This is a genomic window from Flavobacterium faecale (assembly GCF_048320115.1).
Classification (GTDB): domain Bacteria; phylum Bacteroidota; class Bacteroidia; order Flavobacteriales; family Flavobacteriaceae; genus Flavobacterium; species Flavobacterium faecale_A.
Genome location: NZ_CP182943.1, coordinates 744,346 through 758,689, shown reverse-complemented (window position 1 = coordinate 758,689; position 14,344 = coordinate 744,346). Strand labels below are relative to the sequence as shown.

The window sequence follows — 14,344 nt, the reverse complement described above, 5'->3', positions numbered from 1 at the left end:
ACCCAGTTATTAGCATTAGCCAAAGAAATCATTTAGAATGCTGAAGTTTCTAATAAAAGCAAATCTTCAAAAATAGATAGATAAAAAAATAATAAAATGGATTTAAAAAATGCCCAACTTGATGTTGATACATGGATAAAAGAACACGGTGTTCGTTATTTTAACGAATTGACCAATATGGCACAACTCACTGAAGAAGTAGGAGAGGTTGCTCGTATAATAGCACGTCGTTACGGAGAACAATCAGAAAAGGAAAGTGATAAAAACAAAGACCTAGGAGAAGAATTGGCCGATGTTGTATTTGTAGTGCTTTGTTTAGCGAATCAAACGGGTATTGACTTACAAGCTGCTTTTGATAAAAAAATGGACTTGAAATCGGTAAGAGACAAAGACCGTCACAAGAACAATGACAAACTAAAATAATTTCAAAATATAAATTATGAATTATAAAGTAGGAGTAGTAAATTGCGCCCTTCTTAGAAGTTCTATGTTTTGCGTTGTCTGAAAAACGGATGTTTTTTTTAATCAATTCGCAAAACTTATAACTTATAATTCATAACTCACAACTTAAAAGATGAATTTACTGTTACAAACTACCCATTCTAATTTACAGGCAACAATTGCTGTAACGGGATCAAAAAGTGAAACCAATCGTTTGTTATTGTTACAAGCTTTGTTCCCTAATATAACGTTGGCCAATACTTCAAACTCTGATGATAGTGAAGTAATGGAGAAGGCTTTAAAAGGGGATGATGAAATTGTTGATATACATCATGCAGGTACAGCAATGCGATTTTTAACGGCTTTTTTTGCCGTAAACGAAGGGCGTGAAGTGGTTTTGACCGGTTCTCAGCGCATGCAAGAAAGACCAATCAAAGTTTTGGTTGATGCTTTGAAACAATTAGGTGCGGTGATTACTTATGAAAAGGAAGAAGGATACCCGCCTATTAGAATTAAAGGTCAAAAAATTACTGCTTCAAAAGTGGATATTCCGGCTAATGTAAGTAGTCAATATATTTCAGCACTTTCATTAGTAGCTTCTAAATTGAAAAACGGAATCGAATTGAATTTGGTAGGAGAGATAACATCTGTGCCATATATCAAAATGACGCTTGCTTTGTTGAATGATTTAGATATTAAAACCAGTTTTGAAGGAAATACGATTAGAGTATATCCAGCTTCCGAGGTGGCTTCCAAGGAAATGGTAGTTGAGTCAGACTGGAGCTCGGCATCTTACTTTTTTAGTTTGGTCGCTTTGGCTGAAACGGCTTCTATCACTATTTCAAGTTATAAGGAGAATAGTTTACAAGGAGATTCGGCACTAGTGCAGCTATATGCTGAAATGGGTGTAGATTCTAAATTTGAAAATAACCAATTAACATTAACTAAAAAAGCTAATTTCACTCCTGTAGATGTTACTTTTGACTTGAACAATACACCTGATATTGCACAAACAATCGTGGTTACTTGTTTAGGTTTGGGAATTGGATGTCATTTAACAGGTCTTCACACTTTAAAAATTAAAGAAACAGACCGTTTAGAAGCATTGCGTATTGAGCTTACCAAATTGGGAGCTAATATTTCGGTTACTAATGAAACCTTAACATTGGTTGCTTCAACTGAAATTAATCAAAATGTTAAAATTGCAACTTATAATGACCACCGTATGGCCATGGCCTTTGCACCATTAGCATTAAAAGTGCCAATTATTATCGAAAATGCCGAAGTAGTTTCGAAATCGTATCCTGATTTTTGGGAAGATATGAAAAAACTAGGCTTCAGCGAAACAGAATTATAATAGTAGTTTATTCGAGTTTTGGGCTGTTTGTGGAAAGTTTTCCATTGGTTAACTGTCATTTAATAAAAATAAACACTAAAACACTTGACAACGCCTATCTCACAATAGTATATTTGCAACCGAAAGATTTTATAACTATTAAGGAACAACCTTAAGCTTTTAAACTCTTAAACTTTTAAATTTTTTTAAATGAAATTATCTCATTTCAATTTTGATTTACCCAAAGAACTTCTAGCCGAATTTCCAGCTGAAAACAGAGACGAAGCTCGTCTAATGGTTATTGATCGTAAAAAACAAACTATTGAGCATAAAATGTTCAAAGATGTTATCGATTATTTTGATGATGGCGATGTAATGATTTTAAATAACACCAAGGTTTTTCCAGCTCGTTTGTATGGAAATAAGGAAAAAACAGGTGCAAGAATTGAAGTATTTTTACTTCGTGAGTTAAATGCTGAACAACGCCTTTGGGATGTTTTAGTAGATCCAGCTCGTAAAATTCGTATCGGAAACAAATTATACTTTGGTGACGATGATTCATTGGTGGCTGAGGTTATTGATAATACTACTTCTCGTGGAAGAACCTTGCGTTTTCTTTACGACGGTTCTTATGAAGAATTTAGAAATAAATTGACAGAACTTGGAGAAACTCCAATTCCGAAATACATCAACAGAGAAGTAACACCTGAGGATGCTGATCGTTACCAAACCATCTATGCAAAAGAAGAAGGTGCTGTAGCAGCGCCAACTGCTGGTTTACACTTCTCAAGACATTTGTTGAAAAGATTAGAAATCAAAGGTGTGAATTTTGCAGAGGTAACACTTCACGTCGGTCTAGGAACCTTTAATCCAGTTGAGGTTGAAGATTTATCTAAACATAAAATGGATTCTGAGGAATTGAAAATTTCGCAAGAAGCTTGTGATGTTGTCAATCAAGCAAAAGTTAAAAAGAAACGTATTTGTGCCGTAGGAACGACTTCAATGAGAGCTATTGAAAGTTCTGTGTCTTCTCAAGAAACTTTAAATCCTTACGATGGATGGACTAATAAATTTATTTTCCCTCCTCATGATTTTAGTATAGCTACATGTATGATTACTAATTTTCATACCCCAAAATCTACATTATTGATGATGATTTCAGCTTTCTGTGGACATGATTTAATGCGTAAAGCTTACGATGAAGCCATCAAGGAAAAATATAAATTCTATTCTTATGGAGACGCGATGTTAATCATCTAATCAACACATAAAGGTTAATTCACTAAATCTCGTCAGTTATGGCGAGATTTTTTTATGGGCGTTTGCGGACTGTACATTTCAAGTTTATCATTTTATGACAACTAATACTCGCAGTCCGGGAGCTTCCTTCGGTCGCTTCCTCCTTGCGGTATTACTAAGTCATAAAATGATAAAGCTTTCCATTACCATTCCTAACGCAAATTGGGGTTAGTAATGCCGCATTGTAGTAAAGCATAAATGTGCTTCTTTACGAAAGTATCAAAACATTAACCTTGAGCTCTGCCTATTTTTTTCTATTTTTACCTAACAAACGCACCATGATGATTTTTCAAAATACAAAAGACTTTGCCCGGCAATTAGATGCTCAAGATTCGCTTCGTAAATACAAAGAGGAGTTTATTTTTCCAACCGTAAATGGGAAAAATGTAATTTATTTTACAGGAAACTCGTTGGGATTACAGCCTAAAAGAACCAAGTCATACGTAGATGAAATCATGAACGATTGGGCTGAATTAGGTGTAGAAGGACATTTTTATGCTCAAAAACCTTGGTGGGATTATCAAGAACGATTTGCAGAGCCACTCAGTAAAATTGTAGGTTGTTTACCTAGTGAAGTTACGGTTATGAATACCTTAACGGTTAATCTTCACTTATTGATGGTTTCTTTTTATTGTCCCACCCCGTCCCGATTTAAAATTATATGCGAAGAGAAAGCCTTTCCTTCGGATCAATATATGCTGCAAAGCCAAGTTCGTTTTCATGGGTATAAGGCAGAGGATGCTATTGTTGAAATAAAAAGACGAGATGGAGAACACAACATCCGAACCGAAGATGTAATTGCTAAAATCAATGAAGTTGGTGATGCGCTTGCTTTAGTCTTGATTGGTGGCGTGAATTACTATACAGGTCAGGTTTTTGATATGAAATTAATTACTGCTGCGGGTCATCAAGTAGGTGCTAAGGTAGGATGGGATTTAGCACATGCTGCTGGGAATGTAAAATTAGAATTGCACAATTGGAATGTAGATTTTGCTGCTTGGTGTAGCTATAAATATATGAATTCAGGGCCCGGAAATGTTTCAGGATGTTTTGTTCATGAAAAACACCACGCTAATAAAGAATTACCACGTTTTGCAGGTTGGTGGGGGCATAATAAGGAAAGACGCTTTAAAATGGAATCTGAGTTTGACCCCATACAGGGAGTAGATGGATGGCAAATCAGCAATCTGCCAGTGCTTTCATTAGCACCCTATTTAGCCTCAGTCGAAATGTTTGACGAAATAGGAATGGAGCAACTCGTCCATAAAAGAAATAATATAACGGCTTATTTAGAATTTATCTTGAAAGAAATTGATAAAGAAGTCGACAGTAGTTTCGAAATTATAACACCTGCTAATCCTGAGGAGCGAGCTTGTCAGTTATCTGTTTTTCTACATGGTGAAGGGAGAAGTTTGTTTGAGTATTTAATAAAAAACGGGGTGATAGTAGATTGGCGCGAGCCTAATGTGATTAGATTGGCACCCGTTCCTCTCTATTGTTCTTACGAAGATATGTATCAGTTTGGGCAAATATTGAAGAAGGGAATTTTGGAGTGATTTATCCTCAGTGGGAATTATATAAATTAATACTGAGATTATATAAAGAAAAAAAATGCTATCTGTTGTTACTTTGTACATTAACTTTAAATGTAATAATCATGAAAATTTTATATGTATTTGTAATTTCTGTATTCTTTTTGTCTTGTAAGCAAAATGTAGATAGTGCAGGAGTAACTAACGATGATGTTTCGCAGCAAACTATTGATTCCATGAAGGTTGTGATGGAAAAACAAAGGATAATCGATTCTATGAAAATAGAAATGGAAAAACAAAAACCTGAAAAGGAAGTTATAGTGACGCAATCTACAACCACCAGCACACCTACACAAACTACAACTACTGAAAAAAAAGGATGGAGTTCTACTGCTAAAGGAGCTGTAATTGGAGCAGGTGTTGGAGCGGCGACAGGTGCCATAATTAGCAAGAAAAAAGGTGAAGGTGCTATTATAGGTGGATTAGCAGGAGCAGGTGTAGGTGCTGGTACAGGAGCGATAATTGATTCGAAGAAATAATAGAGGTATATACAGCTGATATATTTTTTATAATGTCTAAAAGCGTAAGTGTTGCAATTTGAAATTGTCAATATCTTACGCTTTCTTTTAGGGTTAAAAATTAAATTAGTAATTTTGCCTAACTTTCATATTAAATTAATGCAAACTCCTAAGAAAATAGCCGTTGTAGGTTCAGGTTTAGTCGGTTCCTTATTGGCTATATATTTACGAAAAGCAGGTCACACTGTACATGTCTATGATAGGAGTCCTGATATTAGGCAAATAGTATTTTCAGGTCGATCCATAAATTTAGCAATGTCTAATCGTGGGTGGAAAGCTTTAGATGCTGTAGGTGTTGGTGATGCGGTTCGAGAAATAGCTTTGCCTATGGATAAAAGGGCAATTCACTTGGTAGATAAGCTCAATTTTCAAAATTACGGACAAGAAGGCGAAGCTATTTATTCTATTTCTAGAGGGATATTGAATAGGAAAATGATTGACCTTGCTGAAGAAGCTGGAGCTACATTTTTCTTTGAACAAAAAATATGGGACGTTACCTTAAAAGAGGCAACCTTGCATGTTGGAGAAACTGAACGAGGCGTTTGGGATGAATTGGAATACGATATTGTTTTTGGTGCCGATGGTGCTTTTTCAAGAATTCGCCATCGCATGCAACGTCAAAGTATGTTTAATTATTCTCAAGAGTTTTTAAATTTAGGCTACAAAGAATTAAATATTCCAGCAAATCCTGATGGGTCACATAAATTAGATTCCAAATCATTTCATATCTGGCCTAGAGGAGATTATATGTTGATTGCTTTGCCTAATTTAGATGGTAGTTTTACATGCACCTTGTTTATGCCTTTTGAAGGGGAGAACTCTTTTGACCTCCTTGAAACGAAAGAGGATGTCGAAAGGTTTTTTACGACTAATTTCCCAGATTCTATTGAAGTAATACCTAGGTTAACCGAGGATTTTTTTAAGAACCCAACAAGTACTTTGGTTACCATGAAATGTTTTCCATGGACGTATCAAGATAAAGTAGCGCTTATAGGGGATGCTTGTCATGCTATTGTCCCTTTTTATGGTCAAGGGATGAACGCTGGTTTTGAGGATATTTCTGTTTTATTTGAAATCATGAAGAAGTATGGTGATGATTGGGACGCTATTTTTTCAGAGTACCAGACAGTTAGAAAACCTGATGCTGATGCCATCGCCGAATTGTCTTATCGTAATTTTATCGAAATGGGTACTAAAACGGCTGATGAAAAATTTCTTTTACAGAAAAAAATTGAAAAATGGTTTTCTGATAAATACCCTGAAAAATGGGTTCCTCTATATAGTAGGGTGACATTTAGCGACAGGCCTTATTCAGAAGCTTTGGCAATCGGAGACAAGCAAGACGAAATAATGAAAGAAATATTAGAAATTAAAAATATCGAAAACAATTGGAATAGCAAGTTGGTGGAGTCTAAGATTCTAGAATTATTGGAATAAAAACATATAAAAATAACCCCAATCGGCTTCTTTGAACCGATTGGGGTTTGTTTTTTTGCTTAATTGAAATCTATTTTTTTAATACTTTCGATAGTACACCGAAAACACCTCTGATAAATGTAGCGCTAGTTAGGACTTTTAATACTGACTTGCTTACTGTTGCGGTTGTTGTAGAAGATTTTCTAGTTGTTTCCTTGCTTTTGGCTTTTTCTTGTGCTAGTTGTTCTTCTTCTTTTTCAGATTGGCTAATTTTTTTATTTAGCATCTCATACGCACTTTCTCGATCTATGAGCTCACTGTATTTTTTAACGAGTTTTGAATTATTGTTTATTTCTTGTATTTCACTTTCAGTCAAGACATCCATTCGACTCATTGGGGCGCGTAGCATAGTGGCCACTAATGGTGTAGGGATTCCTTTTTCGTTAAGAGCTGTTACCAAAGCTTCTCCGATACCTAGACTGGTCAAAACTTCACTGGTATTGTAATATTTAGAACTTGGGTAATTGTCGGCTGTTTGTTTAATGGCTTTTCGATCATTAGCAGTAAATGCTCTCAAAGCGTGTTGAATTTTTAATCCTAACTGTGCTAAAATACCACTAGGAACATCCATTGGGTTTTGAGTGATGAAGTAAATGCCGATGCCTTTAGAGCGAATTAATTTGACAATGGTTTCAATTTGTTCCAGTAGGGCTTTGCTGGCTTCTTTAAATATAAGGTGAGCTTCGTCAATAAAGATGATTAATTCTGGACGTCCAGAGTCGCCTTGTTCAGGCATTTGTTGGTAAATTTCTGCCATCAAACTCAACATGAAGGTAGAGAATAGCTTAGGTTTGTCCTGGATGTCAGTTAGTCTAATGATATTAATGTATCCTTTTCCATTTTGGTCTATTCGCATTAAATCATCGATATCAAATGACATTTCTCCAAAAAAGAGATCTGCTCCTTGTTGTTCTAGTTCGATAATTTTTCTTAAAATAGTTCCTGTAGTTGAAGTTGAAATTTTTCCATACAATTTGGTAATCTCGTCTTTGCCTTCTTCTGTGATGTAATTGATGACTTTTTTGATGTCTTTGAGATCTAAGAGAGGCATTTTGTTGTCGTCACAATATTTGAAAATGATGGAGATTACGCCCGATTGTGTGTCATTTAAATCAAGTATTCTTGAAAACAGGACAGGTCCAAATTCAGATATGGTGGCACGAAGTCTTACTCCGTTTTGTTGTGATAGTGTTAGTAGTTCAACTGGGAATTGTGAAGCTTTGTAAGGTAAGTCAATTTTAGCATGTCGTTCTGTAATAAAGCTTTTTTCTTCACCTTCTTTTGCGATTCCACTAAAGTCACCTTTGATGTCCATCATAAGAACTGGAATACCAGCCTCTGACAATTGTTCTGAAAGTACTTGAATCGTTTTTGTTTTTCCAGTTCCAGTTGCCCCGGCAATTAAACCGTGACGATTTAAAGTTTTTAAAGGAATTTTGACATATGTGTTTTTTATGGGCTCATTGTAAAGTATGCCTCCTCCTATTGTTATACTGTCTCCCTTGCAAAAATAGCCTTCATTTATGTGTTTTGAGAAATCCTCTATTTTATTCATAACTTTAATTTAACGTTGTATTTACCTAGGTCTTGATTTTTTAAAAATAGCCATTTTTTAATGCTTACTGTAATTTTTCTTCTTTTTTATTATTAATAATAAAAGATTAGGCTTAAAAAATAGTATAAGTGTTTTTTATGAAATATATTGAATAATGAGTTTATTTGTGATGTTTGTTTTGTTTTTTCATGATGAAAGTATGAATAATGTTTAAAAAAAGGCAAAAAAAAATAAAAACTTTTTTTTTAAGGGTAAAAAAAATCGATTTAGACAAAAAAAAGTTTTTTTATTTCAATGAAACGTATAAATTTGCTTCACGACAAGTTAATTACAACTAAAATAAATTATTTAAAACATTAAAATTAAAAAAAAATGGCAAACGTTAAAGTTAAAAAGGAAAGCACTTCAAAAGGTGGAGGAATGGTTTCAGGTATTATCATTGTAGCATGTGTATTTGTAGGATGGTTAATTTGGAACTTTATAATGGGTAATGGAGCAAACTTTGAAGGTGGTGTTAATACAGGTCACCCGCTACCAGGAAACTACTTAGCAATGGTATACAAAGGAGGTCCAATTGTACCTGTTTTGATGGGATTATTATTGATGACTATTGTTTTTTCATTCGAAAGATATTTTGTGATTACTAAAGCTGCAGGAAAAGGTAACTTAGATAAGTTTATGGATGCAGTTCAAAAAAGTATCAAAGCAGGAAATATTGATGAGGCAATCGCTAGTTGTGATAAACAACAAGGTTCTGTGGCAAATGCTATTAAATCTGCGTTGGTTAAATATCAAGATGTTAAAAAAGAAGGATTCAATAGTGAAGAAGCTTCTGAAACAATTCATAAAGAAATCGAAGAGGCTACATCTCTTGAGATGCCAATGTTAGAGAAAAACATGACAATTATCTCTTCATTAGTATCTTTGGGTACCTTAGCAGGTCTTTTAGGAACGGTAACAGGTATGATTAAAGCGTTTGGTGCATTGGCTTCTGCTGGTACTCCTGATCAAGCTGCTCTTGCAAATGGTATCTCTGAAGCTCTTATTAATACTGCGACAGGTATTTCTACTTCTGTATTGGCGATTATTTCTTATAATTTCTTTACTTCTAAAATTGATGATTTAACTTACTCTATTGATGAGGCGGGTACTACAATTGTAAATACCTACAGACACTTCAGAGGAAGCTTAAAACAATAATAATTCTTTAATGTAGCAATACATTAAAACAAACTAAAAGAAATTATGGCTAAAAAAATGTCAAAAAAATCAACATCAATCGACATGACTGCCATGTGTGATGTTGCATTCCTTTTGCTTACATTCTTTATTTTGACTGCTACGGCAAAAGTGCCAGAAGCGTTGCCTGTAGATACTCCAAGTTCAACTGTTCAAACAAAATTACCTGAAACTGATTTGGCTACTTTGACAATAGGTGGAAATAAAAAAGTATTTTTTGATTTGAAAGGAAGAGAAGTTCGAATGAGAACTTTAGAATTAATGGGTGAAAAGTATGATGTAGAGTTTTCTGATGATGAAAAATCTAAATTTGCTTTAATGGATGGTTTTGGAGTTCCAATTCTAAACTTAAAACAAATTATTCATATGAAGGCATCTGATAGGAATAAAGCAGGTCAACCTGGTATTCCTTTAGATTCTTTGGATAATCAATTAAAAGAGTGGGTTTACAATGCTCGTATAGCGAATATTGAGGTGAATGATAAAGAATTGCAAGTTGCAATTAAAGGAGATGCGAAAGAACAATATCCAATTATTAGAAAAGTAATGGACTTGTTGCAAGATCAAAAAATCAATAGCTTTAGTTTAGTTACTGGTTTGAGAGGTAAAGATTTTTAATTAAAAAAAATACACTAAAATGGCTGAATTAAATACCGGCGACGGTGGTGGCGGTAAAGGTGGTAAGGTAAGAAGTAAAAAGCAAAACTCAAAAGTAGATTTAACTGCTATGGTGGATTTAGCTTTCTTGCTAATCACATTCTTTATGTTGACTACAACCTTGTCAAAACCTCAATCGATGAGTTTGGGGTTGCCAGATAAAGATCCAAAAGACGATAATGTCGATATGAAAGTTGATGAGAATCGTACAATGACTGTATTGTTAGGTGGTGATGATAAATTGGTTTTTTATATGGGGTTATTGAATAACCCAATTGGTGGACCAACTGATGTCGCTTATGGAAAAGATGGAATTCGAAAAGAATTGCTGAAAAGAAAAAAGGAAGTATTGGCATATTCAACTGCAAAGGGAAAACCAGATCAGGGAATGATTGTTATTATTAAACCAAGTAAAAAATCTAATTACAAAAATGTAATTGATATTTTAGATGAAATGGCTATTTCTAGCATTCCTACCTATACAATCGTTAATGATTTTTCGCCTGAGGAAACAAAATTGTTAGAAGGAAAGCAAGAATAATCTTGTTTTCTTAATAACCTAATAATTAAGAAAAATGAAATTAGATATATTAAAAAACCACTGGCTGGAAATTGTATTTGAAGGACGTAATAAAGCTTACGGTGCTTATGTTTTAAGAAAAGAAAATTCTAAAACTACTGTAAGAGCACTGGTTATAGGTTCGATAATATTTTCCTTAGGAGTGAGTACACCGCTTCTATTAAGTCTTTTACCAGACAAGGTTGAAGAAGATCTGGATAGAGATATTAAAATTACCGCGGTAAAGCTACCTCCTAAGCCAAAAGATGAAATAAAGAAATTTACTCCACCACCACCACCACCACCACCTAAAGTGGATCAAGTGAAGTTTGTTAAGCCTGTTGTGGCTAAGGCAGAAGAGGTGACTGAAGAACCACCTAAAATTGTGGAAATCAAGGAGAAGAAAATCGGAAGCGAGACTATTAAGGGTGATCCAGATGCTGTTTTAACAGTAGCACCAGTAGGGACGGGTCCTAAAGTTAGCCAAGTCGTTGAAGAGGATAATCAAATTTATAATACTGCTGGTATTGAAGTTAAGCCTGAGTTTCCAGGTGGTATGGAGAAGTTTTATTCTTATGTTGGGAAAAACTATAGAGCTCCAGAAGAGGAAGGTCTTAAAGGGAAAGTTTATGTTACTTTCGTAGTTGAGAAAGATGGTTCTTTAACTGATATTAAGGTATTAAGAGATATTGGTTTTGGAACTGGAAAAGAGGCTATCAGGGTATTAAGCAAATGTCCAAAATGGAATCCAGGAGTTCAAAATGGTAAACCTGTAAGGGTGCTTTATTCCTTACCTATTACTATTCAAACAGCGGAGTGATGTTGAATAAAATTTATAGAAATTTTCAGAAGAAATCGCTCAAAGAGCGATTTCTTCTTTTTATAGGGATTTTGTTTTTTTTGATGTACTTTGTATTGGGATTATTTATTATATTTATGAAGAATTTTCCAATTAATATGAGTATGACTTTAAGGGTGGCCTCTGGTATTTTGCTAATGGTTTATGCTTTAATTCGTTTTATGCGGATTGTTAAAGATAATAATGATTAATATGAAATTTACGTTAAGATTTTCATTCTTACTAGGGGTTATCGTTGTTGGATTGTTTATTTGTTGCAAGAATAATAGTAACGACAAAGAAACAATATTGAAGGGTGGTACTACTATTTTGGTAGATGAAACTTTGAAGCCAATTATCGAAGACCAAATTGCTGTTTTTGAAAGTGATTACAAAGCTAGTATAGTATTGGATGCAAGATCTGAAAAGGAAGCAGCACTGGCTTTTGTAAAAGATACTTCCCGAATAATTGTTATGTCTAGAGAATTGGATGAAGACGAAAAGAAGTACTTTAAAAGTCTTAATATATCCCCTAAAACTACTAAAATTGGGACTGATGCTATTGCATTTATTACCAATAAAAAAAGTAATGATACTCTAATTTCTCTAGAAGATGTAGTAGGGTTTTTAAAAGGATCTTCTACAGCTATTAAAGGATTAGTGTTTGATAATCCTAATTCAAGTACTGTTCGTTTTATGAGTGAATTAAGTGGCTTGTCTTCAATGCCTGATAAAGGGATATACTCATTTAAACGAAATGAAGATGTTGTGAAATTTGTTTCTGAAAACAATGGTATGATTGGTGTTGTCGGACTTAATTGGTTATACCAACCCAATGATAGTATTAAAAAGCACTTAAAAAAAATTAATGTTGTAAGTGTTAAAGGTATAGGACAAAATCAATTTTATGCGCCAACACAAAACAATATGGCCGAAGGTACTTATCCTTTGGCACGTGATTTGTTTATAATAAATTGTCAAGGTTATTCAGGATTAGGTATGGGTTTTGCATCTTTTGTAGCTGGTGAACGTGGACAAAGGATTATTCTTAAATCAGGTCTACTTCCTGTAAGGGTTCCAGGAAGAAAAATTTTGATAATGAAAAATGAGAAAAAATGATAATGGATAAATTAATAAATGTTAAAATGAAAAAAATTAAATTTTTAAGTCTAGCTTTTTTGACTTCTGTGTCAATAATTCAAGCTCAAGATATTAGTCAAGCTAAAAAAGCTATTGACGCTGAACAATTTGAAAATGCTAAAGTTACTTTAAAGTCGATAGTTAATGCTAACCCATCTGAAGGTGAGGCTTTTTTCCTTTTGGGTAATGTATATTTGTTTCAAAATATTGCTGATTCCGCTAAGATTTCTTATAATAAAGGTTTAAATGCAAAAGACAATCCACACTTTAATCATATTGGTTTAGGGCAAATAAGTTTGGATAATGGAAATTTGGCAGAAGCAAACGCTAAATTTGAATTAGCAAAAAAGGAAATGCGAAGAAAGGATTTTCAGGAATATGTGTATATTGCTCGTGCTTATATGAATTCAGCTAATCCTAACTATAAAAGTGCATTGGCTGTTTTAGAGCTAGCTAAAGAAAAAAATGGTCAAGAACCTCAAGTTTTACTAGCTTTAGGTGATGCTTATTATGGTGATAAAAACCAAAATGATGCATACCGTTGTTATCGTGATGCTTTCCAAGCTGATAATTCGTTGATTCGTGCTAAAATGCAATTAGGGGTATTGCTAAAAGGTGCTAAAGCTTATACAGAAGCTGTAGCTGCTTATGATGATGTTATCGCTACAAGTCCTAATTACGGTCCAGTTTATCGTGAGCTTGCTGAAACATACTATTTATGGGGAAATAATCAACCTTCAAAGTATGATGAATATATTAAAAAAGCGCTTGGATACTATGAGAAATATATGAGTTTAACAGATTATTCTTTGGCTTCTCGTATGCGTCATGCTGATTTTCTTATTCTAGCTAAAGATTACAAAGCTTTAGAAATTGAAGCTAATAAGATGAAGCAGTTGGATAAAGTAAATCCAAGAATCTTAAGATATTTAGGATATTCTGCTTATGAAAATGGAAATATTGATTCTGCTATTCAATCACTGAATGCCTTTATCAACAATGCAGATAATAAGATTATTGCAATGGATTATATGTATTTAGGCTTGGCTAAGATGAAAAAAGCATCTAAAGCTGATGATTCACTAGATTTAGAGGTGTTTAATGAAGCAGTTGGTTATATTAAAAAGGCTGTTGATATGGAACCTACTCTTACAACTGAAATTGGTGATATAGGAAAAAAACTATATGAGCAAAAAATGTTTAAAGAAGCTTCTGCTATTTTTGAAATTGCTACTTCAAACAAAGAATCTAAAAATTATTTATTAGACAACTTCTATTTAGGAAATTCGATCTATTTTGATAATACAAGAAGCGGAGCTGTTAAAGATACAATTGCTTTGAAGAAGGCTGATATCGCGTTTGGTAACGTAATCGAAGCTTCACCTGCAACACAAGATGTGTATGTTTATCGTGCTAGAACGCAGTCTTTACTAGATAATGATGAATTGATGATTAAATATTATCAACAATACATAGACCTTGTTACCCAAAAAGGTCCAGAAGAATTAGCTAAATCTACAGTTAAGTCTAAGTTGATTGAAGCTTATAATACAATGGCTGCTGGTTATGCTAACACTGATAAAGCCAAAGCGATAGAGTATTTTAATAAAACGCTCGCCATTGATCCTGCAAATGCTTATGCAACGCAATCAATTAAATCTTTAAAATAAGATATTTTATTATAAAAGAAAGCC

Annotated in this window: 13 protein-coding genes; 12 read left to right on the top strand and 1 reads right to left on the bottom strand. The window is 33.9% G+C overall.

Going from position 1 to position 14,344, the window contains the following annotated elements; all coding sequences use genetic code 11:
• Positions 1 to 96: 96 nt before the first annotated feature.
• The 6 genes from ACNH59_RS03210 (at position 97) to ACNH59_RS03185 (ending at position 6,623) form a co-directional block, all read left to right on the top strand.
• A complete protein-coding gene (locus ACNH59_RS03210; RefSeq protein ID WP_012022600.1) occupies positions 97 to 423 on the top strand; it encodes a nucleotide pyrophosphohydrolase in 327 nt (108 codons plus the stop codon).
• Positions 424 to 574: 151 nt separating this feature from the next.
• Complete coding sequence (gene aroA / locus ACNH59_RS03205) at positions 575 to 1,798, top strand: 3-phosphoshikimate 1-carboxyvinyltransferase (protein WP_418263992.1); 1,224 nt, start codon at positions 575 to 577, stop codon at positions 1,796 to 1,798.
• 189 nt (positions 1,799 to 1,987) lie between these two features.
• Positions 1,988 to 3,037 carry a tRNA preQ1(34) S-adenosylmethionine ribosyltransferase-isomerase QueA gene (queA, locus tag ACNH59_RS03200; RefSeq protein WP_418263991.1) on the top strand — a complete coding sequence of 350 codons (1,050 nt, stop codon included), beginning with the start codon at positions 1,988 to 1,990 and terminating at the stop codon, positions 3,035 to 3,037.
• Positions 3,038 to 3,357: 320 nt separating this feature from the next.
• Positions 3,358 to 4,632 carry a kynureninase gene (kynU, locus tag ACNH59_RS03195; protein ID WP_418264871.1) on the top strand — a complete coding sequence of 425 codons (1,275 nt, stop codon included), beginning with the start codon at positions 3,358 to 3,360 and terminating at the stop codon, positions 4,630 to 4,632.
• Between the two features lie 101 nt (positions 4,633 to 4,733).
• Entirely contained in the window at positions 4,734 to 5,147 is a 414-nt protein-coding gene (locus tag ACNH59_RS03190) for a YMGG-like glycine zipper-containing protein (RefSeq protein WP_418263990.1), read from the top strand.
• A 138-nt stretch (positions 5,148 to 5,285) separates the two neighbouring features.
• Positions 5,286 to 6,623, top strand: coding sequence for an FAD-dependent oxidoreductase (locus ACNH59_RS03185; RefSeq protein WP_418264870.1), 1,338 nt, complete (start codon positions 5,286 to 5,288; stop codon positions 6,621 to 6,623).
• A gap of 70 nt (positions 6,624 to 6,693) precedes the next feature.
• Here the strand turns inward: ACNH59_RS03185 and ACNH59_RS03180 are convergent, their stop codons facing one another.
• Positions 6,694 to 8,217: a helicase HerA-like domain-containing protein gene (locus ACNH59_RS03180; RefSeq protein WP_418263989.1), complete on the bottom strand. Its 1,524-nt coding sequence runs from the start codon at positions 8,215 to 8,217 to the stop codon at positions 6,694 to 6,696.
• 372 nt (positions 8,218 to 8,589) lie between these two features.
• Here ACNH59_RS03180 and ACNH59_RS03175 point away from each other — a divergent pair, with 372 nt between their 5' ends.
• The 6 genes from ACNH59_RS03175 (at position 8,590) to ACNH59_RS03150 (ending at position 14,320) form a co-directional block, all read left to right on the top strand.
• Positions 8,590 to 9,417, top strand: a complete 828-nt coding sequence (locus tag ACNH59_RS03175) for a MotA/TolQ/ExbB proton channel family protein (protein ID WP_418263988.1) — start codon at positions 8,590 to 8,592, stop codon at positions 9,415 to 9,417.
• A gap of 45 nt (positions 9,418 to 9,462) precedes the next feature.
• Positions 9,463 to 10,074, top strand: a complete 612-nt coding sequence (locus tag ACNH59_RS03170; RefSeq protein WP_418263987.1) for an ExbD/TolR family protein — start codon at positions 9,463 to 9,465, stop codon at positions 10,072 to 10,074.
• Positions 10,075 to 10,093: 19 nt separating this feature from the next.
• Complete coding sequence (locus ACNH59_RS03165) at positions 10,094 to 10,654, top strand: ExbD/TolR family protein (protein WP_418263986.1); 561 nt, start codon at positions 10,094 to 10,096, stop codon at positions 10,652 to 10,654.
• Between the two features lie 34 nt (positions 10,655 to 10,688).
• Positions 10,689 to 11,492 carry an energy transducer TonB gene (locus ACNH59_RS03160; protein ID WP_418263985.1) on the top strand — a complete coding sequence of 268 codons (804 nt, stop codon included), beginning with the start codon at positions 10,689 to 10,691 and terminating at the stop codon, positions 11,490 to 11,492.
• Between the two features lie 231 nt (positions 11,493 to 11,723).
• On the top strand, positions 11,724 to 12,629 hold the full coding sequence (locus ACNH59_RS03155) for a PstS family phosphate ABC transporter substrate-binding protein (RefSeq protein ID WP_418263984.1): 906 nt from the start codon (positions 11,724 to 11,726) through the stop codon (positions 12,627 to 12,629).
• A 26-nt stretch (positions 12,630 to 12,655) separates the two neighbouring features.
• Positions 12,656 to 14,320: a tetratricopeptide repeat protein gene (locus ACNH59_RS03150; RefSeq protein ID WP_418263983.1), complete on the top strand. Its 1,665-nt coding sequence runs from the start codon at positions 12,656 to 12,658 to the stop codon at positions 14,318 to 14,320.
• Positions 14,321 to 14,344: the final 24 nt, after the last annotated feature.